Annotated in this window: 17 protein-coding genes; 7 read left to right on the top strand and 10 right to left on the bottom strand. The window is 34.5% G+C overall.

Features of this window, described 5'->3' with window-relative positions; all coding sequences use genetic code 11:
- From buk to HOG71_00520, 3 genes are all read right to left on the bottom strand, one after another.
- Positions 1-973, bottom strand: a 973-nt coding sequence (gene buk / locus HOG71_00530) for a butyrate kinase (protein ID MBT5989316.1), incomplete at its 3' end; no start/stop codon positions are given.
- An 84-nt stretch (positions 974-1,057) separates the two neighbouring features.
- Positions 1,058-1,951, bottom strand: coding sequence for a bifunctional enoyl-CoA hydratase/phosphate acetyltransferase (locus HOG71_00525; protein MBT5989315.1), 894 nt, complete (start codon positions 1,949-1,951; stop codon positions 1,058-1,060).
- 22 nt (positions 1,952-1,973) lie between these two features.
- The gene (locus tag HOG71_00520; protein ID MBT5989314.1) at positions 1,974-3,866 is read right to left on the bottom strand and encodes an amidophosphoribosyltransferase; all 1,893 of its coding nucleotides are present in this window, start codon (positions 3,864-3,866) and stop codon (positions 1,974-1,976) included.
- Between the two features lie 233 nt (positions 3,867-4,099).
- Here HOG71_00520 and HOG71_00515 point away from each other — a divergent pair, with 233 nt between their 5' ends.
- The 3 genes from HOG71_00515 (at position 4,100) to HOG71_00505 (ending at position 6,670) form a co-directional block, all read left to right on the top strand.
- Positions 4,100-4,717 carry a peptidase gene (locus HOG71_00515; protein ID MBT5989313.1) on the top strand — a complete coding sequence of 206 codons (618 nt, stop codon included), beginning with the start codon at positions 4,100-4,102 and terminating at the stop codon, positions 4,715-4,717.
- Positions 4,718-4,726: 9 nt separating this feature from the next.
- A complete protein-coding gene (locus tag HOG71_00510; GenBank protein MBT5989312.1) occupies positions 4,727-5,800 on the top strand; it encodes a hypothetical protein in 1,074 nt (357 codons plus the stop codon).
- 399 nt (positions 5,801-6,199) lie between these two features.
- Positions 6,200-6,670 carry a hypothetical protein gene (locus tag HOG71_00505; GenBank protein MBT5989311.1) on the top strand — a complete coding sequence of 157 codons (471 nt, stop codon included), beginning with the start codon at positions 6,200-6,202 and terminating at the stop codon, positions 6,668-6,670.
- Positions 6,671-6,745: 75 nt separating this feature from the next.
- Here the strand turns inward: HOG71_00505 and HOG71_00500 are convergent, their stop codons facing one another.
- The gene (locus HOG71_00500; protein ID MBT5989310.1) at positions 6,746-7,105 is read right to left on the bottom strand and encodes a cupin domain-containing protein; all 360 of its coding nucleotides are present in this window, start codon (positions 7,103-7,105) and stop codon (positions 6,746-6,748) included.
- Between the two features lie 22 nt (positions 7,106-7,127).
- Positions 7,128-8,573, bottom strand: a complete 1,446-nt coding sequence (locus tag HOG71_00495; GenBank protein ID MBT5989309.1) for a redoxin domain-containing protein — start codon at positions 8,571-8,573, stop codon at positions 7,128-7,130.
- A 119-nt stretch (positions 8,574-8,692) separates the two neighbouring features.
- Between HOG71_00495 and lepA the strand changes: the two genes are divergently transcribed.
- Complete coding sequence (gene lepA / locus HOG71_00490; GenBank protein ID MBT5989308.1) at positions 8,693-10,483, top strand: elongation factor 4; 1,791 nt, start codon at positions 8,693-8,695, stop codon at positions 10,481-10,483.
- On the opposite strand, the gene HOG71_00485 is transcribed toward lepA, so the two are convergent.
- Complete coding sequence (locus tag HOG71_00485; protein ID MBT5989307.1) at positions 10,455-10,841, bottom strand: hypothetical protein; 387 nt, start codon at positions 10,839-10,841, stop codon at positions 10,455-10,457. The two genes, lepA and HOG71_00485, sit on opposite strands and share 29 nt — an antisense overlap.
- Before the next feature lie 540 nt (positions 10,842-11,381).
- Between HOG71_00485 and HOG71_00480 the strand changes: the two genes are divergently transcribed.
- Both HOG71_00480 and HOG71_00475 read left to right on the top strand, forming a co-directional pair.
- Positions 11,382-13,427, top strand: a complete 2,046-nt coding sequence (locus tag HOG71_00480) for a T9SS type A sorting domain-containing protein (protein ID MBT5989306.1) — start codon at positions 11,382-11,384, stop codon at positions 13,425-13,427.
- A gap of 58 nt (positions 13,428-13,485) precedes the next feature.
- Positions 13,486-16,251 (top strand): T9SS type B sorting domain-containing protein, encoded by a 2,766-nt coding sequence (locus HOG71_00475; protein ID MBT5989305.1) that lies wholly within the window; start codon positions 13,486-13,488, stop codon positions 16,249-16,251.
- Positions 16,252-16,469: 218 nt separating this feature from the next.
- Here the strand turns inward: HOG71_00475 and HOG71_00470 are convergent, their stop codons facing one another.
- The gene (locus HOG71_00470) at positions 16,470-17,288 is read right to left on the bottom strand and encodes a hypothetical protein (protein MBT5989304.1); all 819 of its coding nucleotides are present in this window, start codon (positions 17,286-17,288) and stop codon (positions 16,470-16,472) included.
- Positions 17,289-17,788: 500 nt separating this feature from the next.
- On the opposite strand from HOG71_00470, the gene HOG71_00465 reads away from it, so the two are divergent.
- Positions 17,789-18,388, top strand: coding sequence for a hypothetical protein (locus tag HOG71_00465; protein MBT5989303.1), 600 nt, complete (start codon positions 17,789-17,791; stop codon positions 18,386-18,388).
- A gap of 40 nt (positions 18,389-18,428) precedes the next feature.
- Here HOG71_00465 and HOG71_00460 read toward each other — a convergent pair whose 3' ends face one another.
- The 3 genes from HOG71_00460 to HOG71_00450 form a co-directional block, all read right to left on the bottom strand.
- Positions 18,429-19,112 (bottom strand): ABC transporter ATP-binding protein, encoded by a 684-nt coding sequence (locus HOG71_00460; protein ID MBT5989302.1) that lies wholly within the window; start codon positions 19,110-19,112, stop codon positions 18,429-18,431.
- 169 nt (positions 19,113-19,281) lie between these two features.
- Entirely contained in the window at positions 19,282-22,377 is a 3,096-nt protein-coding gene (locus HOG71_00455; GenBank protein ID MBT5989301.1) for a T9SS type A sorting domain-containing protein, read from the bottom strand.
- Positions 22,378-22,818: 441 nt separating this feature from the next.
- Positions 22,819-24,003, bottom strand: a complete 1,185-nt coding sequence (locus HOG71_00450; protein ID MBT5989300.1) for an IS4 family transposase — start codon at positions 24,001-24,003, stop codon at positions 22,819-22,821.
- Between the last annotated feature and the right edge of the window lie 89 nt (positions 24,004-24,092).

Here is a 24,092-nt window from a genome sequence, read left to right as displayed (position 1 = left end):
CCGGGGCAATATGAGCAATCCTGTCAATAATGAGTTCCACAAACCATTTATTATTTGCCAGTCCTCCTGTCAGTAATATGCCATCAATTTGCCCTTTTAATACTGTTGACATTCCACCTACTTCTTTTGAAACCTGATAAGCCATTGCTTCATAAATTAAAAGAGCTTGCTCATTTCCACTATCCACCAATTTTTCGACTTCCATAGCATCATTTGTTCCAAAGTAAGCAACAAATCCTCCTTGACCAGTAATCATTTTCTTCACTTCATCCAGAGAATAATCGCCAGAATAGCAAAGTTTTGCCAACGATCCAACTGGTAAGGTTCCACTCCGCTCTGGAGAAAAAGGCCCCTCTCCATCTAATCCCTGATTTACATCTATTACTCTACCTTTTTTATGCGCACCAACTGTTATTCCTCCTCCTAAATGAACTACGATCAGGTTTAAGTCCTCGTATTTTCTGGATATACATTTGGCGTGGAATCTGGCTACCGCTTTATGATTCAGTGCATGAAAAATAGAAATTCGCTCAAATAAGGGATGTCCTGCAATTCGAGCAACTGCATCTAATTCATCAACAACTACCGGATCAGCAATATAGGCTTTTGCATTGGGTAAGTTTTTAGCGATTGCATCTGCAATAAGTCCACCCAAGTTGCTGGCGTGTTCTCCTAAAACACCAACCATTAAATCTTTTTTCATGGCAGCATTTACTTCGTAAATACCCGAAGCTATTGGTTTCAATAAACCTCCTCTACCCACTACAACTTTTATATCGTCAAAATCAACGCTTGCTTTTTTTAACTCATCATAAATAATTTGTTTTCTGAATTCATACTGATCACCAATCTTTTTGAATCCATTTAACTCTTCTGATGTATGTCTGATATTCTTAAAAAAAACAATTTTCGAACTGGAATAGATTGCAATCTTTGTTGAAGTTGAACCCGGATTTATTGCAAGTATGCTCATGAATAATACTAATTCATTAATATTTTGAATATAAAAGTACTTCTATTTAACATTTTTCAAATATCAATTTATCCAATAAAATGTTTATAAAGCTGAAGCCAATACAATTGACATTAATTTGCTTTTTTCACTATCAGCTCGGGATGTTAAAATAATAGGAACCTGAGCTCCCATAATTAAAGCGGCCACCGTTGCTCCCCCAAGAAAACTCATTGCTTTATACATGAAATTTCCGCTTTCAATATCATTGCAAATAAGAATATCGGCATCTCCTGCAACTTCACTTTCAATTCCCTTATGTAAGGCGGCTTCCTTTGAAATTGCATTATCCAACCCCAAAGGTCCATCAATGATGCAATTTGTTATCTGCTTTCGTTTATTCATTTGTGTTAAAGCTGCTGCATCAATTGTAGCTGGCATAGCAGGATTCACTACTTCCACTGCAGCAAGAATGGCAACTTTAGGAATTGAAACACCGATAGCATGAAAAACTTCCAAAGCATTATTAATGATAGCCACTTTGTCTTTTAATTCAGGAGAAATATTCATTCCAACATCGCTAATTCCTAAAAGCTTATGATAATAAGGAGATTCAAAAACCGACATATGGCTGAGAACTTCATTTTTTCTCAATCCTTTTTCCTTGTTTAAAACAGCTTTTAAAAGACCCGCAGTGCTAACCAAACCTTTCATCAGTATGGATGCTTTTTTATCATGAATCAATTCGACTGCTTTCGCACACGATTTCAGTGGATCATTTTCAGGATATATTTCAATATTTGTTAGATCGAAATTCAAACTCTGCGCTATTTTTTCGATCTTTTCTTTATGACCAACTAAAACTGCATTGATGATTTTTTTCTCAATTGCCTTTTGAATAGCTTCCATTACATGAAGATCCTCGGCTGCGGCTACCACCACCGTTTTAATTTCTTTATTTTTTACTAAATCAAATAGTTGGTCCAATTTTGTCAGCATTCCACTTAATTAAATTGATTCATTAATATGCTCTGGCATCTCTTCCTTCAAAATAATTGACAAAAGATTGATTTGCCACTTTACTACCACCAGGTGTTGGATAATTCCCTGTAAAATACCAATCCCCTTTATGATCTGGGATCGCCCGATGCAAGGTTTCAATATCCTGATAAATAATACTTAATTCTCCACGCATATCCTCAGGTGTCACTAATTCACTAATTTTTTTGCTTATTTCTTCTGCACTAAAATGCTTATAAATCTCCTTGACATGATTTACCGTATTTTCCGAAAGCTCTTTCGATTCTTCTTTGCACTTTCGATATACATCTCTGATTACAAACTCTTTACCGTGATCTTTTAATAATTCAATTGCAGCTCTGAAAGCAACAAAATCCTTCAATTTCGACATGTCAATGCCATAACAATCGGGGTATCGGATTTGAGGTGCTGAAGAAACAATGATTATCCTTTTAGGTTCAAGTCTATCTAACAATGAAATGATACTTTCTTTCAAGGTGGTGCCTCTTACAACAGAATCATCCAAAATAACCAACGAATCTTTTCTTGTTTTAATAATACCATAAGTGCTGTCATACACATGACTTACTAAATCTGTTCTGCTTTTATCCTCTGTAATAAAGGTTCTTATTTTAGTATCCTTCACTGCAATTTTCTCAACACGAACTCTTTTGGATAATATTTTATTCAATTGAACAGAGTCGCATCCTTCTAATGCCATTATTTCTTTTTTCTTATTTTCATCCAGATAGTCATTCAATCCTTCAATCAAACCAAGAAAAGCGAATTCAGCCGTATTGGGGATGTATGAAAATACTGTATTATCAATATCATAATTAATATCTTCCAATACTTTTGGAGCCAGAAACTGACCTAATTTTTTTCTTTCTCTGTATATATCTTCATCAGTTCCTCGACTGAAATAAATGCGCTCAAAGGAACAGGATTTTCGTTCTCTTTTCTCAACAACCTTTATTTGACTTAATTCACCGTTCTTTTTAATAATCAATGCATGTCCGGGTTCTACCTCATGAATATCCTGATAAGGTAAATTAAAGGCAGTTCGAATGGCTGGTTTTTCAGAGGCAACAACAACTACTTCCTCATCCTGGTAATAAAAAGCAGGTCGTATGCCAGAAGGATCGCGTAAAACAAAAGCATCACCATGGCCGATTAAGCCAGCAATGGTATATCCTCCATCAAAATCACGGGCAGAACGTGTTAAAATATATTCCAAGGATAAGTTTTTAGCTATTAAATCTGTAATATCCTTTTGATTATAACCTTGTTCCTTATACTGTTTGTACAAGTATTCGTTTTCGCTTTCTAAAAAATGTCCAATTTTTTCAAGAACAGTAATCGTATCCGTAAAACTAATAGGATATTGGCCTAATTCCACCAATTTATCAAACAATTCCTTATTGTTGGTCATATTGAAATTACCTGCCAACATCAGGCTTTTTGTTTTATAATTATTAGGTCGATATACAGGATGAACAAACCGAATGTCGTTCCCTCCATGTGTACCATACCTCAAATGTCCCAACAACAATTCACCCATGAAAGGTAAGTTCTCCTTCATCAATTGAATGTCGTTAAGTGCCGATTTAGATTGAAAATCAGAAAACTCAGTAAACATAGAATTGAATAAATCCATTATGGGAGTATCCGTAATTGAACGATTTCTGTATATGTATTGTTTTCCCTGTGGAAGATCAAAATTTACGACACCAATTCCTGCACCATCTTGTCCTCTGTTATGTTGCTTTTCCATGAGCACATAAAGCTTGTTAAGAGCATACAAGGGAGACTTGTACTTTTCTTTGTAATAGCTCAATGGTTTTCGTAACCTGATGAGAGCAATACCGCATTCATGTTTAATAAAATCGCTCATTCCATGTTTCTATTAAGCAGCAAATATACCTAATAATACAGCAAAGTTTTGACAGTTAATCCACAGATATTTCACACGCATTTCTATAATTAGTCCATCCACCCAACACATTAAAAACACAAATTAAGAATGGAATGAAGGAAGTCAAAGTTCAAACGATAACGAATCATTTTTTTGAATAATCAAAATAATAAAGAACAACTTGAGTTAGTATTAAAAGACTTTTAGCAAGCATGAAAAGAATCCTATTCCTTATCATTCTAACATCACTTTTTCTCAACTTCCAAAATCAAACTATAAATTTGGCATTCGTGAAGGAAAATCCTAGCCAAACAATCAGACCAAAAGCTGAACAAGCACTGGACTATTGTAAAACAAATCATCTTAACACTGAATTCTGTTTACTATTAGACATGCATATTCATTCTGGCAAGAATCGCCTCTTTATTTGGGATTTTGAAAAAGATACAATCATGAGTCAGGGTTTATGCAGCCATGGTTGTTGTGGAAATCCTTGGGGAGAAGACTACACTGCCGATAATCCTGAATTTAGTAATGCACATGGGAGCCATTGTTCTTCGCTAGGAAAATACAAAATCGGTAGCTGTGGCTGGAGTAATTGGGGGATTAATGTAAACTACCAATTATATGGATTAGAAGCTACAAACAACAATGCCAATGCACGGCAGATCGTATTACATGGCTGGGAAATGCTGAGTGATACAGAAATATATCCAAGTGGTTCTCCTGAAGGATGGGGCTGCCCTGCTGTTTCAAATGATTTTATGCGTGTGCTGGATGATAAATTAAAAGGAGTAGATACGAATGTTCTATTATGGATATTTCAATAGTTAGTACAGATGAAAAAAATCTATCTATTATTTATTTTACTGTTTTTTATTCAAAACATGGCTGCTCAAATACTTGAAAAAGAAGCCAGCTATTATGACCAATATGATCAATTATATAAAATAGAGAGAAAATATGTTGATACAATTCAAAAAAATCAAAACTATATTCGAATTAGAAAAGATGAAATAATTAGTATTAAGCGGTCTGAATATCAACGAAATGACACACTTATTGTTGAAGAAGTTTATTATAGGTTTTTGGCTATAAAAAGCCGAATTGATAGTTTCAGAGATGCACCAATGACAAAAATATGGCTAGAAGAAAATTCGGATACAGTGAAAATATCTTTTCATATTTATGCCGATGATTTCAAGTGTATTGGTGACACCTTCATTGTAACAAACATCAAGGAATATCTGGACAGTCTGCAGTATACAAATTACATAGATGAATACTTATTCAGTCAACACTATACAGAACATAACTACCTTGATACTGTTTTGACAGGAAAATTCGATTTTAATAATTTTATTATTCAACCGATTGAAGAAGCATATTCTTACTATGTAAATAACAAATTGGTTAAAGTAGAGTTCTTTAATAACAACAAGCAACATAGCGAACAAAATTGCACATATGGCACTAACAACATGATTTGCAAACGTTATTTCCACAAAGATTCTATTATTCTATATCAAATTGATAGTTTAATTTGGAATCATGACACTTCAATAGTTATGGACTATACGTCCAGACTAGACTGGGAAGAGTCGTATATGTCGATATATTCAATCTGGGATCAGATCATTCAATATACTGATGAAAGTTATAATTGGATGAGAAAATATATGGAGGTTGAAAATATGCTGAATGAATTAATACTTTCAAACATTCTTTATAATGATCAACTATTTTCTATTGCACTTTATAGATTTGATAGAATAAAAGAAAATAGCTTTTTATCAGCCAGAGGAGACCATTTCAATTACACCTATTTATATGACAATTCAAATCGAATTACAGAGCAAAAGAAATTCAGGAATAATGAATTGAGTTACAAAGTTGTTTATACATTCTTTTAAATGGAGTGAGTGATTCAAATTCCTTTAAGGCTCACTCGTACTACAATCAGCATTACACAAGAACGCTATTTACTTGCAGATCGATCTGTCCTACAAATTAATTTGTTCATCCGTATTTGTACAACATCAATTATCGATTTTTCCTCTTTGCCCCATCCCTAAAGGGTGGCGAAAAAATCAATTTGCACCCCCGCCTGAACATTGTCGGGCAGGCTTTAGGGAGGGGCAACAAATTGATTTACAGTAAAAATTTTTTAAATGTAGTACAATAGCGAATATTCAAAAACAATACATGGATTTAGATTCATCTACTATTACCAATTAATTTCTTTATAATTTTGAATCTGATTTCAACAACAAAGGATCATTGAAATACATAACATTTAAGGAGCTATTATCATGAGAAAAATTATATTAACATTAGTACTCATACTTGGTGTAATAACGTGTAGTAATGCACAAGATTACAAAACAGCTGTAGGTTTAAGAGGTGGATTATCGAATGGAATAACAATCAAACACTTTGTTGGAGAATCAACTGCTTTGGAAGGGATCTTTTATATCCGGTGGAGAGGTTACAATATCACAGGATTGTATGAGAAACACAAACAGGCATTTGGAGTAGAGCGCTTAAATTGGTATTATGGTTTTGGCGGCCACCTTGGATTTTGGAATGGTGCTTATGTGAATTGGGCTAATAATAATAATGACTATACCGTTATAGGTGTAGACGGTATTCTGGGAATTGAATATAATTTTGAAGAAATTCCCATTAATTTAAGTCTTGATTGGAAACCTGCATTGAATATCATTGGCTATTTTGGTTTTTGGGGAGATGGAGGAGCACTATCTATTAGGTATATATTTTAACTTCAGTAATTCCAAACATAGAATATGTGTGTGAAAATCAGAAAGTAAAATCTCCTTACGGAAAACCTAAAAGATTCAAATCCTATCCAAATTCACTTGCCTAAAATCAGAATCGGCCTCTCCAGTATTAATTGTTGATGACGGTTCAAAAAGCAAAACCTTAACCTCCTTTTTGGCAATGGGTCTATGTTCTACTCCTTTTGGGATCACAATTAATTCACCTTCAGTCAAATGAATGGCTTTATCCCTCAGTTCAATGGTAAATTCTCCTTCAATCACCATAAAACTTTCATCTTCATTTTCATGCGAATGCCAAACAAAATCACCTTTAAACTTAACCAACTTCATGTATTGGCCATTTAATTCAGCAATAATTTTAGGATCGTAATGTTTGTTTATCTTTCTGAATTTATCAGCTAAATTAATTTTATCGATAATCATATCGCTCAATTGCTATTTAAAACTCTCCCTTTTCTTCTGATTCAAGTGGCTTCATAGCTTTGCCCTTCCCTTCCAACATATTTATAAAATCTTCTAAGCTTGAAGCCGGAATTTTGCGTGCAACAATTTTCTTCTCCTCATCCAAAACGTAAATGATTGGAAAACTAAACACATCGTAGTTTACACGATAGTTATTAAAATCTTTAGTATCCACAACATTGGTAAACTTTAGATTGTGCTTCACCTGATACGCTCTCCAAGCAGGTAAATCTCGGCCAATGTTAACTGCATACACATCAACTGAATCGCGTGGGGTTTGATTGTAAAATTCTTTTATTTCACGCATCGATTTCCGACAAGTACCACATGTTTCGTCCCAAAATACTAGAATAGTGTATTTACTTTTCATTGCATGCAAAGAATGATAATCTCCTAAACTATCCTGCATGATGAGTTCCTTCGCTTTCATACCCATCATGTTGTATTGCATTTTTGCTGTACGGTCATATATCTTCGCATATTGAGCAGAATCAACCCAATCGGCAATTTTTGGGATATAGTATTTCATCGCTAACTGAAAAACAACCGTTTCGTCCCCCATGTATTTAAATTTCGCATACTTATTAAATAGCTTGGTTAAAGTAAACTTAAATACCTCTTTGTTTTGTAATGATCGATCAATAACCCTTTGGCATGAAGCACTAACAGAATCGGGTTGTCTCATGCTTAACTCATTAATAAATTTATCTATTCGTGGTTCAAAAACCGGGGTCCTCATGATTCGCTCATCCGAAAAATCAATATTATCGAGATAGTGATTTTGGTAAAATGCATATAGATATTCGTTGTAATCTTTGTCATCTTCACCCTCATTTCGGCCACGTGGACGAGGCTCCTCAGTAGCTTTAATTATTTTAGTGGCAAACAAATCCTTTCCGGTAACAAATAAGTTTTCCTTAAAGGTTTTTATTAACTCGTCTAATTGAACTAATTCTTCCCTGATAATCTGTAAAGAATCTTCATTTCCCTTATTCGCATCTAACCTTTTTTGAAGAGCTACTTTCTTATTGTATTGAGTCCTCATGTAGGACTGATAGTTATAAAGCAATTTATTCTCTTCAGATTTGATCACTTTCATTGAGGCAATAAAGTCAGGCTGAGAAGTTTGCAAAGAAATTTCAGCTTCCGTAATAACCAAATCAAAATAGCCGATATTCGGAATAGCTAGGAAATAAAGGCCTCCATCAAGTTCTTCCTTATAATTAATGTGTAATTCTCCTTTTGCATTTACGTCAAAAGTATCTTTCACATACATGTTTTTTCCGCTATAAAAACCAAGAATTACAATATCATTCTTATAACTTTTATATTTTACTTTAATATCGGTTCCATCAGGGCTAGCGAAGGCAAAAAAGCATGTTGCAACTAGCAAACTAACAAAGAGTATTCGGATTTTCATCATATCTGTAACATTTTATATTATTCAAATATAGAATTGCAATCTGATTTCTGAAGAAATAATTGCGGATGACCATATCTTTATGCAGATAATCTGCCAAAAGCATTAATTTTGCAGTAATTATGAAACATATCAGAAACTTCTGTATCATTGCTCACATCGATCATGGCAAGAGCACGCTAGCAGATCGCTTATTGCAATTTACCAATACTATCACCGAACGTGAAGCGAAAGAACAAATCCTGGATGACATGGATTTGGAGAGAGAACGTGGTATTACCATTAAATCGCATGCAATTCAAATGGATTATCATTTAAATAATGAAAATTATATTCTGAATTTAATTGATACACCGGGTCATGTTGATTTTTCATATGAAGTTTCCCGGGCAATTAAAGCTTGTGAAGGTGCATTATTAGTAGTAGATGCCTCTCAAGGAATTGAAGCTCAGACCATTTCGAACCTATTTTTGGCACTAGAACACGATTTAACCATTATACCTGTATTAAATAAGATTGACTTACCGGGTGCAATGATTGATGAGGTGAAAGATCAAATTATTGAACTGATTGGATGTACGGATGACGATATTATTCTGGTAAGTGCCAAAACCGGAGATGGAGTCGAATATCTTTTAGAGCAATTAGTTGATAGAATTTCTGCTCCGGTTGGAAATATCGATTTGCCTTTAGAAGCTCTTATTTTTGATTCTGTTTTCAACCCATATCGTGGTGTTATTGTTTACTTTAGAATTTTCAATGGCAAGATTAATAAAAACGATCATGTCAAGTTTTTTAATACCAAAAAGGAGTACCATGCGGATGAAATTGGAGTTCTTAAATTAAAACAGCTTCCGAAAGATCAGGTTAATGCTGGTGATGTTGGTTATCTGATATCAGGCATTAAAACAGCCAAAGAAGTAAAAGTTGGAGATACAATAACCCATACTGTTAATCCTTGTAAGGAAGCAATCAAAGGATACGAAGATGTTAAGCCAATGGTTTTTGCCGGAATTTATCCAGTGATAAACGAAGAATTTGAAGAACTTAGAGATTGCATGGAGAAACTGCAACTTAATGATGCTTCATTAGTCTACGAACCCGAAACATCAGCTGCACTTGGTTATGGCTTTAGATGTGGATTTCTGGGCATGTTGCATATGGAAATTATTCAGGAACGTCTTGAGCGTGAATTTGATATGAACGTCATTACTACAGTTCCTAACGTTTCAGTGATTGTTACTCCTGTTAAAGGAGATAAAATTATTGTAAATAATCCTGCAGAACTACCTGATCCTGGCGTAATAAATTCAATTGAAGAGCCCTTTATTAATGCACAAATTATTTCTAAGGCAGAATATGTTGGTAATATTATCAAATTATGTCTGGGCAAAAGAGGTGTTTTACAAAATCAGGTATATCTGACACAAAATAGGGTTGAATTGTTTTTTCAAATGCCCTTAGCTGAAATTATTTTTGATTTTTATGATAAGCTCAAAACAATATCACGAGGTTATGCATCTTTGGACTATTCACCAATTGGAACGCAAATAACTAATTTAGTAAAACTGGATATTAAACTGAATGGAGAACCTGTTGATGCCTTGTCATCTATCATTCATCGCGATAAAGCATACGATTACGGTAAAAAGATTTGCGAAAAACTCAGGAAATTAATTCCTCGCCAACAATACGAAATTGCTATTCAGGCTGCAATTGGTAATAATATAATTTCTCGCGAAACAATTAAAGCCTTACGAAAAGATGTAACAGCCAAATGTTATGGAGGTGATATTACCCGTAAAAGAAAACTACTGGAGAAACAAAAGAAAGGTAAAAAACGAATGAAGCAAGTAGGGAATGTTGAAGTTCCTCAATCTGCATTTATGGCCGTATTGAAAATTGACAATTAGTATTTCTTGATTTTGCTGGTGTGAAAGCCATTTTCTTACCATCTGAGTCAATCTTTGATGACTCAGGTGCATCACACTGAGTTCTTTGCATTGACTCAGTGAGGAGAATAAAAATCACCCAGATTTTTTGAAGTTTATTTTTGAACCAGGGATTGTTTGGCTTCATATCTGTAACAATACCATCAAGCAGAACTTGCTCGCTTGGAAAAATACCCAAATATGCTTTGGCATCTGCAAGCATCACTTCAATCAAAAACTTATACTCATGGGCAGGGCTTGAATTCAACCACAGAAGTTCAGGAAATTGTGACGGAATAAATAGAGGTTTATGTAAAAAAAGATTGCTAAAAAGTTTCATATTTTATACTTCTTATTACATGATGTATTATTTTTTTATTATATTTGACTTGCTTAAGACTTAATACATGTACCAAACAAAATAGTTTATTCTTGTAATTTTTACAAGAATGTTAGTATTATTTTGATTTAAAGGAAATTGATTAAGTAATTATGGACAAGCATTACCCCCCCCCATTTTTTACATTACATATTGATAATAAGCTACTTGCGTTTAACTATTTATAATATGCAAAGGCCAATTACATATTATACTCTTTTCGTTAACAAGCACAGTTTGATAAAATTCAAACCAATAAAAATAAAAGGAGAACTCCCAAATGCAAACAGGTACTTTGTTAGCTTGAACCGTATTTTTTCTGTGTTGAGAAAAACGGTTTTGGGGTTTACTTAGCCAGGCTAAGCATCACGTGTTCAGTGTCGCAAACTAACATGTAAATACCCCCAAAACCTAACTACAAAGTTAGAGTTTTGATTTTTATTATGCTATTTAGGTATAAAACAAAGATGAAAATTTTTTAAGAATCAAAATTTTAATGAAATGAAAAAGATAATATTTATAAATTCAATACTAATTGTTTTGCTATCAATCAACTGTAAACTAGTTTTAGCTGATGTCATAAATGAAAAATGGATAGTAGATAGTGATGAAATTTGGACAAACTCTACTGATCTTCAAACAAAATGTTCTACATATGTAGATGCAAGTGACAATGTTCACGATATGAGTTATTTGCATGGAATAGAGATTACCAGCTCAGCAACACTTGTTTTAACAGTAGATGAGCTAAAACTAAATCCTACAGCCCTGATTATAGTAAATATAGGTTCGAGACTAATTATTGAAAACACAACAATAAGAGAAGAATGCGGAGGTTTTAATTGTGGCCCATGGGAAGGAATTGTAATAAAGGGAAACCCAAACTCTAACCAGAATATACTTGGATCAAGCAGAAACCAAGGATTATTGATAATGCGTGATAATGCTAAATTGCATGGTGCACACTATCCTATCAAAATTGAAGGAGGTGGTGTGGCACTTGTAAACAATTCCATTATAAGTAATTGTATAATTGGAGTAGATATGCAATCATATCCAAATTCAAATAAGACTTATTTTCGAAACACATTGTTTACTTCAGAACATGATCCAAATGATGAGTATGGTAATATAGACATGGTTAAGTTTGTGAATTTAACAGATGTAGAGGGTGTGCGTTTTGAAGGCTGCACTTTTGAATATCATCCACATACAGGAGATAGTAAACCTGATTATGGCATTTATTCCAGTGGTTCGACTTTCAAACTTCAAAAATCACTGGATTTATCCTCGTTACCAGGGAATTGTTCGCGAAATGGAGACAGGAATACTTTTAGTAAGCTGACCTATGGTGTGCATTTGGCCGGACCTGAAGATAGTGATTGTGAAATTTTGCAATCCGATTTTTATAACTGCACAGTTGGCGTTGCATGTATTGATGATGAAAACACAACTATGTACCTGAATTCATTTGTATGGGACGAGTATTTTTATCCCAAAAGCGGTGCATACTTCTCGGATGTGTTGAAAAGCCATACCTCTGTGGACATGCCACAGGCCTGTGGCATTTTATACAGTCACTCCACTGAATTAAAAGTATTTGAGAATGAATTTAGCTGGAATTTAGCAAATATGGGAACAGGTAATGTATTCTATAGCTATGGCATAGCCGGAAAGCATACAGAATACCAAAACAGTTTTTCAGAGTTTTTTCACAATGCTTTTGGAAATGTCGGTACTTATTCTCAACAAAACATGAATTATATAAATGGTATAGTAACGGATGTTTCAGGATTGACTAGTGCACAACAGGCACAACTACATGTTAGTTGTAATGATTTCACCGAAATGAATTCCTGTCACATACTATATGCCGAGAACCCAAGCTCTAGCCAACGATTAATAGACCAGGGGGGACGTGATTACTACAACGATGTGGATGCCAACAACACCTATGATGTTGAGATGAGCAGTAATGACCATTTAATTAATGTTAATACGGGTTATTATATATACAAAACAAACCTATCCATGATTACATCCGGGAACATTACGATTGATGATACAGACATCAGCACCACTAATTGTGACGAGGTAAATGCCTGCGATTATTTTGATAATATTACTGTGAGTTATCCTAATGGGGAGCCTGTGGATGAAATTGATCCTGATTTAGGGGAACCAGACCCAGACTGGAGGCGGGATATTAATGAGTATGATGACATGCTGATTGTTGACGAACCTATTGAACAATCTGAACGCAGGCTACCGGATTTTGAAGATGAAATACCTGATGAAAACTATGTAAGTATTTATCCAAACCCGGCTGAGGATCATTTCAGTATTTCGTTTAATACAGAGAAAGCAGTGCATGCAGTAACTGTTTTTGATATACATGGAAGAGGAGTGTATTCGATTATTGCTAATACAAACTGCTGGCATTATTCGATAACTAATAAGGAGCAGTGTTTACAATCCGGGCTCTATTTGCTTAAATTAACATTTAAGGATGGGAGTTCAGAACAACATAAACTTTTGATCAAATAAATTTCCAGTTTGCCCTGTACATATTTTTATTGTGCAGGGCAACTTTTATTTAAGTTAAATGATATTTCGAAGAAAAAACAAGATCAGCTTTTTAGCTTGTTGCTTATTGCTTATGAGTTTTATGGATATCTACCCACAACGATATGCATATTTGGGTTGTTCATGGGAGAATTTTATTGATATCAGGCAATACCCCCCCATTTTTGAAGGGAAAATGAATGATCCACAGGCCAACGGCAATTCTTCAACTGCAACAATTTGCGACAGCCTTGGAAACATGCAATTAGTTGCCGGACACCATCGGGTATTTAATAAATATAAGAACCGGATAAACGACTCAGATCTCATTCTTAGTAATTTATCACATTTAAAATCAAGCATAATGTTACCAACAAAGCGAGATGGGATCTACTATTACTTTTACATTATCCCTTATGGAGATAATCCCGAATATAAACGGCCGGGATTAGCCTATGCCGAAATTGATGTGAATGCCAATGGGGGGCTCGCTGCCATTACCGATACGCTACAGTTTTACCGTACCGATAGCCTTGAAATCATGAATATTATTGCAGTACCTCATCAAAACCAGGGGGAGTACTGGATTATTGCTGAAAACCATGCCGATAAAAAATTCTATGCCTGGCATTTCAATGGTTATGGGGTTCAGGCACCTGTTATTTCATCGATTGGAGGAATTATATATTTAGCCAATTATAAATCCTTTTATAATTATGCATATTGTTACTCAAATACAACCCAAAGCCTGTTTCATGTTATCAATTCTTTTTCTACGGATTCCATTGTGATTAAGCAATTAAAATTTGACAACCTATCGGGTCAATTAAAACTCAGATCAGAGTATAACCTACAGCAATTGGAGTATAAAAAATCTGGTAATGTAAAGTATGACCTTTTTGCAGAAACAACAGAGTTCGATACAATATTATACCTTGCCTTATCCTATTTTGGCAATGTTACGGATTCAAGCCAACTACTTCAATTTCATTTTGATCAAAACATGAATATCAAAGACTGTAACAGGTTTGATATATCATATGATATTCGTGGATTACGTTATGTATTTGATGGTAAACTTTATTTTTTGTCAGGAAGACGTGTTACAGTTGTTAAAGATGAATATGCACTATCTGTCATTAGGGAACCTGGCAAATGGAGCCAAGCCTGCGATTTGCAGGAATGGGCTTTTCCAATAAACTATCAAGGAGGGAATTTGATTTTTTCAAATATTGTTCATGAGGACCTGAAAATACGTTTCACTTCATTTATGGAGTGCATGGATACAGTAATATTTGAAAACCAATCAGATTCAGTAAATTTCAGTAGTTTTACCTGGTTGTTCCCCAATGGCGATAGCCTGGTTAATTATCATGCAAAGTATAGCTTCAGGCAATCAGGAAAACATCTTGTCCGCTTAAAAGGAACAACTCCAGGTGGCTATATTGCTTGGAGAATTGACACAATAGACTACCTAAAACCACCTATAGCCTCTTTTTATTCAGACACCACCACGGGCTGCCAGTGGCTGGCCTATCAATTTTACGATTCCAGTTTTAAAGATACTGTAAATAAGAGCATAGGCGAAAGCTGGCTTTGGGATTTTGGAGATGGAAGTACTGATACTGTTCAAAACCCTGCCCATGTGTATACGGAAACTGGTAAATACACCATAAAACTCATTTACAGCAATGGCTTTTGCACAGATACCATAGAAAAACAACAGGCCGTGGAAATTATAGCCGCCCCACGCCCGGGATTTGCCTTGAGCCAAAGCAATTATTGCTCGCCTTATGCGCTTCAGATAGCAGATACTTCCTTTGGGCAGGTGCAAAAGTGGTATTACAGTTTTGGTGATGGCAGCGACACGAGTGTTAAAAATCCTGCACATGTTTATCAATTACCGGGGAATTATAAAATCATACAATTCCTTACCGGATCTACAGGCTGTATTACCAAAGATTCAGCTTTATTGCATTTAACAAAAGGATTTTCAGGACATGAAATCCCCAATGCTTTAACAGCTACTGTTCCTGGTAATGAAAGCATACTATTAAATTGGGAGAGCTTGCCTGAAGCTTATTCCTATGATGTATTTAAAAGTTTAAATGATACTGATTATATCAAACTGCTTAATCAACAGGATACATTTTTACTAGATGTGAAAACTGACCCTACTCAACAAGTGTATGCCTACAAAATAGCTGCCCTCGATAGTTGCAAGCGCTCCACACTAAACAGCCTGAAAATGAAAAACATTTTGCTGACTGGCGAAACCCACCACAACGAATATAGCATATTGTACTGGACACCCTATGAAGAATACCAAAATGGAGTAGACGAATACAGGCTGCAATACAAAACAGAAAGTGGCCAGTTTGCAGGTGTAAGCAGCACATCTGCTACAGATTTTAGGGATAGCAGGTTCTTTGATGGAAAAACGCAATTGGAAAAATGCTACCGCATTGTGGGAGTCGAAAAAAAAGGAAACTTACAGCAAAGTATCAGCAACATCCTTTGCCTCGATTATGAAGCAGTTCTTTGGGTACCTACAGCCTTTACACCCAATGGTGATGGTTTGAATGACAGTTTTCTGGTGCAAGGCATTCGAATACTGGATTTTTATGTACAAATTTACAACCGCTGGGGCGAAAAGGTATATGAAAGCTACGATGCAGCAGAATGCTGGGATGGCAGCTTCAGGGGAAATGCTTGTCCTGCAGGAGTCTATACTTACCTTGTTAAGGCGGTAGGAAATGACAATAATGATATTTCAATTACAGGAAGCCTGCATTTAATCAGGTAATAAATTCCGGATTATTTGAAGAGATGCATCTGTGGAGAAATTTTTCAGGGCTTCAAAAAAAATGCCCCGGATTTCTTTGAGGGAATTACCTGAACCAGAGTTTGTTCCTTTGTCAGCCGAAACTTTAATGAAGGCAGAACTTCGATTTATTATTTCTTAAACTTTCAAACCTTCCAGTCTGCCAGCCGGCAGGTAACCTTCCAACTTTCAACTTTCAACTACTTGATATAAACTTTCTGGGTGTTTACTGAACCATTGTTTACTAAGGCTACGATGAAATAACCTGATGCTGATACTGTTAAATCAACTTGTCCTTCGCTTGTTGTGTTGGCTACTTCCTCTCCTCTTAAGTTGTAAACCTTAACTTCACCTTTGAAATTCTCAACCTTAACAATATTGTTTACTGTATAAATGTTAACTGAATTTTCTTCTTCGTTCATTCCAACTGTACTGTTGTTTGTATTTTCTGTGTTGGTGTTAAAGTTTGTTCCGTTTGATACGCTTGAAGCAGGAACGAAATGAAGAATAAAACGATCTGTCATGTCTGTTAGTTCGAAAGTAGATGTGTAAGTCATTTCGCTTCTTACATCAATCATGTTTCCATTCTTGCTATCTTCTAACATAACTGTTACGTCATTGTTGAAATCTGAAAAATTAAAGCTGATTGAATAAGTTCCGCTGATTCCTACTTGTACGTTTAAAACTACTGATGTTTCTTCGGTTAAACTTGGAAGTGCATTGATGGCAAATTCTTCTGTTTCGTCAACTAAGGTAAAAATTTGTGGAACGTCATTGTTAAAGCTAAACATTTTATAAGCGTCTAAATTAACATCATAACCGCTTGTTGCATTTTCGTGGAATCTTACGATTGCTTCGTCTGTGTAACCATTACCGTTTACGCTTACTCTTAAAACGTCCTGAATTGTTTGTGCGTTTAATCCAAATGTTAAAACCATTAAAGAAACAAAAAGAATGATCACTTTTTCGATTGTCAGTTGGATGCTGGTGGTTGCGGTGGCTGTGGTTGCTGTTGTCATGGTTTCTATCAGTAAGTTATACTATTATATATACAAGCCATGTGACAAAATATTAAAACACTGATTATCAACAACTAGCGATTTGTCCAAACCACCCTAATCGTCTCATTATCAGATTTTTATCTTATTTTGAGAATTTGTACTTATTTTAGAATATTATTCATAATAAGATTCTGCAACTCTCAACCTTTAAATAGCTGAAAAGCCTATGAATAAAGACTTATAGAATAGTTTTTCTGATTTGTCATAAGATTTATTGCTTTAACCAAATTAGGAAAAAGTGAAATAGACAAAAACACATTAACACACAAAGTATTGCTAATCTGTACTTTACAAAACAAACAAGCCTTGTCTGCATTTGCAATTTTCAACTTGGAAAATAATTGTAAATTTGCTATCAAAATACAGAATTATGAAACGAACATGAGTAAAACATTCCTGAAATAAGGGGATGATTATCATGTGAGTTCCATCTGACCTTAAAAAAAAATTATAAACAGATGAAAAATCAAATTATCAGGACTGCAATTTTATTTTTAGTCATTCTCGGCTATTTTGCTTTTGAAAGCCATGCTCAGAAAACGCCTATCATTTATCCCGGCAAAGGCTTGGATGGAGTTGACTTAGGCTTCTCTTCTGAAGATGAAATTGCTGCACGCTTTGGCGATATGTACTGGCTGGAGGATGTTATGGTAACTGAATATTTTGACAAAGATCAAAAGGAAAAACAACTCTTGATCAATAATAAAATGATTTACAGAAAAGAAGGCTTGATATTTCATTTTCTCATACGCCCTGAAGACTCTCTTGGTAAATTAGTAGCAATACAAGCAATAAAACCTTATAAAGCAGTTACACCTCAGGGCATTGAATTAAATGTGAGTACCATGCAGGATGTAGTTACTGCTTACGGTGAAGGAAAATGGGGATTCAGCAATCAGAATAAAGAAGTCGTGCTGACTTATGATGGAATTGTTTTTCATGTAAAAATGAAAAAGAAAGTTAAAGAATTTGATAAAGCAGAGTTTGATACTTTATACCTATCCATGGTTGTTGAAAAAATCACTATATCAAACGATCCAAAAAAAGCATTTTACTAGAAAGAAAATCAAAGATTTACTGATCCTTAAAAGAGTCAATTTACAATTGCCTCGTGTCTATATCAGATTCGACCTCTCCGTCCATCAAACTTATAATTCGATGCGCTCGTTCCGCAATATCTTTCTCATGGGTTACCAGAATTATAGTATTCCCTTTCTCGTGTATTCGTTCAAAAAGATCCAGAATTTCAAAAGAAGTTTTACTGTCCAGATTTCCGGTAGGTTCATCAGCTAAAATAATTGAAGGATTGTTTACTAATGCACGAGCAGCAGCAACACGCTGTTTCTGCCCTCCACTTAATTCATTCGGTTTATGATTCATACGATCAGCCAAGCCAACCTCAACTAATTTTTGCTCAGCAATCTCCAGTCGTTCTGTTCGCCTGATTCCAGAGTATATTAAAGGTAGAGCAACATTTTCCAGTGCACTCATGCGTGGGATAAGATTAAAGGACTGAAAAACAAAACCAATTTCTTCATTTCTGATCCGGGCCAATCCATCATCAGTCAGCTCACTTACATTATGCCCTTGCAAAAAATAATTTCCATGAGTTGGTGTGTCCAGGCAACCCAAAAGATTCATTAAAGTTGATTTCCCTGAACCAGAAGGCCCGATTAATGCAACATATTCGTTTTTATTAATGACCAGGCTAAGCTTATTCAAAGCATTAATTTCCACTTTACCTACCTTGTAAATTTTACTTATGCTTTCAGTTCTGATAATTTCCATGGACTAGCTGTTGTTAATGTGATAAACACATACAGTCAAAAATAATATAATTAAGTACAATTATCAAATATCAAAAAAAAGACAGTCATTACTACTCCATTTTCAAGCAAAAAAAATCGCATCACTTATTAAGCAATGCGATTTTATGTAATTATATTGATACTTATTGACTTACAATAACTTTAGATATAAATGTTGTTTTTTGATTATTAACATAAACTATGTAAACACCTGTATTAGGTAATTCAGTAATTATCTGGTTACCAATTCCATTGATTTTTTTGTTTAGCAGTGTTTTCCCTTGAATATCATAAACGTTTATTTCATAATTATCCAATACTGGCAAATCAATTATCAGGTTGTTTTTAAGTGTCCAAGCATTAACTTCTTGTTTATCAATAATTTCAGTAGCTGATGAAGTTTTATCTTCTTTAAAGATAATAAAGAAGCGGTTATCAATTTCACCTTCCAAGGCATCAAATGTATAGGTTGTTTTTATGTTTAATAGGGTTAAATCGTCTTCCTGTGCATCAAACAAATACATTTTTACATTTGGATCAAAATTCTCAAGAGTATCTAAACTAAATACATATTCTCCTCCAATACCTGCATGAAGTCCAATAGGAATCAAATATTGTTTTTCAACAAGTGGCAATCCCTGAATAGCCATTTTTTCATCACCTATAAATGAATACAAAGCAAGTTCAGAATTCCCTTGTAACTTTTGACCGTCATACATGCGATCAAAGCCCAAAGTCGCTTCTGAAGTAAAACCAATTAATATATTATTAGAATTACCCTTTTCATCTTTAACACTCATGTATACACGCTGAACAGGAACAGGATCTGGAACATAGAATTTATGTGAACTGGCTGATTTCATCGCATCAGTAAATTGAATAGAACCTGCTGAAGTTGTTCGAACAAAGAATCCCTGGTTTGGAGCTATCGTTGTTAATGCAGAGGTAGTATTTACCCTGCTATTTGACAATAATCCTGTACTATTTGCAGTTAGATAATCTTGTTGACTATAAGTAGCTGCACCAGCTGATGTAGCATCATAATACTCAAACAAATATACTGTTCCTGTGATTAATCCTGTATTTGTCGCATTTCCAGTAAAAGCTGATATAGAAATACCACATGGATAAGGATTTCCAATAAGTTCCCAGCCTTCTGATGCACCTGAACCAGTATAGGTAATCCCATGAGTTATTGTACCTGTATTCAAACTACCAGCAACTGATAATGTCTGGTCAGAGTTTATAGGGTAAGCCGTATATCCTTTTCCAGTTGTAAGACTTGCGAATTGTCTTACCCAAGCCTGGGTTGATTCACTCCAATAATACGTATTGTTATAATTTGCTCCAAAAGGATAAGAAGTACTAGTGACAGGTGTAGAATAATAATGGTATTTATCATAGGTTTGGAAACTTTCAACAGTTCCTCCGATACTTGAAGTTGAAGATATAAAAGAACCTGTTCCTGTAGCATCACTCTTAACAACTATTCCTGTATTGCCGGCACTGTTAGTGGTTGTTCCTGTAACTGTGAGAGTTTTTCCTGGTGCTATGTTTAGCACTTTACCTGAGTTAATTGTTAAATCATTGTCTACAGTTAAATCCCCATTTAAGGTAACACCTGAAGCATTATCAATTGTTAGATATTTTACTGCATCTGAAGTAAAGGCATCAGCTGGAATAGACTGAGCAGATGAACCTCCAAATTTAACTATAGAGCTTGCAGCAGAAGCGTCTATTTCAGCTCCGTTTGTCAAACTTATATCACCATTTATGGTAATTGTCTTGCCATTTACCTGAAGACCATAAGTTGATTGTGTATTAGTAATATTTCCAATTGTTCTGTTTGTATCCAGAATACAATGATTAGAAGGGCTGGAAGCAAAGATAATATCTGCATAATTAATAGGTATAGAATTCTCAGCCCAGTTACCTGCGGTATTAAAATCAGTAGAAGTTCCTCCTTCCCATGTATATGCAACGTGTTCAAAAGCACCGATATCAGTACTTCCTTGTCTAGACCAGCCTCTTTGATCTGTTGAAGGGACACTCACACTTCCATTTGTGCCTGTTGCACCTGCATCGATTGCCACACTACCACTTGAAAGCGCAAGAGTAAACGTATTATTATTGGAATTATTCTTTGCTAATGCGGGGGTTGCAGAAATGCCAGTACCAAATAAATTTGCCTGATTTCCTGTAATATCACTAGCTGCAGGTGTAAAAGAAGAATACGTTTCAATTATATTATAACCATTATTATAAATAGTTACACTACTAGGATAAAAATCATAAGATCCTAAATTATTGGCAAATATACAATTCTTAAAATAATATGAACAAGTTGAACCACCATTCAACCCATTTCCTCTGTTATTTGCAAACACACAATTTGTAAAATATGAGGTAGTACTGCCGAACAAATTTTCAAAGCCTGCATCATTATTATAACATATCGTTGAATTTGTCAATTTTACACTACCATAATATCCATAAATGGCTGCGATATTACCTGGTGCTGTATTGTTATTTATAGTACAATTATTAATAATATGAGTTGTACCATGATCAAGACAAATTGCACTTCCATAATTATTAATTGCACCTGCAGAAATTTCATTATAACGAATATTGCAATCTTCAAGTGTCATAGGATTACTTGAATATACGTATATTCCGCCCCCTTGAGTTTTACCATAATTGTTGCCATATAAAACATTATATTCAATATTACATCCAGTAATATTGACCGTTGCAGCTGTAATGTAAACACCTCCACCTTGATTATAATAATTCCCATAAACGGCTCCAGACACTTTACCATACCTCATAGTTAAATCCTCTATTGTAACAACTGTAGAACTTCCACTAATACAAAATACCCTTCTGTCTGCAACATCTGCGGTGCTGGCTGCCTGAATAAAAGTATTATCTGCTCCCTGCCCTCTGATTGTTAAGCTTTTAGTTAATGGATACCCATTTGTAGTGTAGCTGGTGCTTACGTCCCCCGTCTCATCAGCATCAGTCCAGGTAAAAGTACCTGTAAGATCAATAATATCTCCTGAGCTTGCCATAGTATATGCTTTGTAAAAAGTTTTGTATGGTGAAACCGATGTTCCTGCGCCAGCATCATTACCAGTAGAACTATTTGAATAAATAGTTGCCGCACTTAAATTGAAACTCATTATTCCAACAAGAAAAACAAGCCCAATGCTTTTGATTTGTTGTAGATTTTTCATTTCTTAGTGTTTTGTTGTATTTTTAATTAAATGATAAAAATATGAAAAAAATATTTAATTGAAATTAGTTGTATTTATTATTTTCTTGAAATAACAAAAATATGATATTTAATATAGCATTTGCAAATTATTTATAAACAAATAACTTCAACTCAAAACACCTATCAAATATGCAAACTGCTCATATTTACCTTGCAAAAGTAATTAATAAAATTATTGTTTTATATAAGGTTTATCCTATAATCTTATTGGAATATTCTAACAAGTTTATATTCTTTTTTTTACGGAATAGAAAAAAATTGAACGGAAACTTTAAATATTGTAGTCAATATTGTGAATGAGGAATATCTCTTATTGATTTTGAATTAATATGTTCAAAAACAATCCTGTCCTAAATAAATTTCAGAACGATAAGAATGTCTAAATCAAGATAAAAAAGGATTATAATTGATGATTTTCAAAAAGCACCCCCTGTATATGTACTTGATTTCTAGTAGGAGGATCTTCAAATGGTTTGTCCAACCATTTTTGTAGGTCAATTTTAACAAATAAGTTAAGTCTGATAAAAGCCACAAGGTTTGAAAGCTGCCAACTATATTTTGCCATAGCTTTTAACACTTTCAAAATTAGTATTGTAATCAAAGCAGTCCATATCTGTATCATAACCGCATTTTGGGATGTTCCAATAAAAGATTTAATGTGTAAAAGCTGTTTTATCTCCCTGAAAAATATTTCAATCTGCCACCTACTTTTGTAGAGTTCGCTTATTGTGTTTGCTGTCCAAGACATTTGGTTGGTAATGACTTCAATAACTTGCTTGTTTACTTCATCCCAAATAGCAACTCTTCTGAGCTTATTAGGATACTTTTTTTTTGATTGTACTCCTGTTAGCATAATAATTTCATCTTTAAGGATATGCTCATACCTATTATCTGGCAATTCATTTTCTTTTATCGAAGTATATTTAATATTCTCCTTGTGTCTTACAACAAAAAATACCCCTTTGCTGTCCCAAATATTTAACAAAGAAAAATCATTGTAAAAACGATCAGCAACAAGAACACTTCCTTTAAGCAATGGGATGTTATAAGCACCTTTATTGTCTGCTGTTTTCCCATCTGTAATGTTTACATATGCGGGTAAGTTCCCATCGTAATCAAGGACTGTATGCATTTTAATTGCCCCTTTGGAAGTTTTGTATTTTGCCCAGTCAAACAGGCTTAAACACAAACTTATTGTTGATGCATCAAGGAGAAATATTTTTGATTTGATCCTGAATTTAACTTGCCTGAAACCAGCCTGCTGTCCTAAACGGTTTAGCAATTGATAATAGTAATCCTTAAACAATGTCCAATCCCTGTTTTTGTTCTGGTAGCTTATGGTTGACTTTGAAGGTGCTCTTTGAATGCCCAGATGATTCAAATTGCCTGTAGCTGAACGCAAGCCATTGCTTATATCCCGTACAGATTGACTTTTTGCAAATTGACAGAATAGCATGGATACAAGTTGTGTCCAACTATTATAGCCTTTGTGATGTTTATCTGTCGTTTTTTTATTGACAAGTTTAGTAAAAGAAGAACGATCTAATCTTGAAATAATTTGTGAGAATAAATTTATATTTGTCATTAGGGGCGGTGTTTTTGTTGTGCAACTCAAAGGTATTTGAGATACTTTAATTCTGCCCCTCTTTTTTTTAATCGTTTAGGACGCTATTG

The sequence above is a fragment of the Bacteroidota bacterium genome (genome assembly GCA_018698135.1).
Taxonomy (GTDB): Bacteria; Bacteroidota; Bacteroidia; order CAILMK01; family JAAYUY01; genus JABINZ01.
The sequence above is the reverse complement of the archived record's forward strand: the minus strand, read 5'-3'. Positions and strand labels throughout refer to the sequence as shown.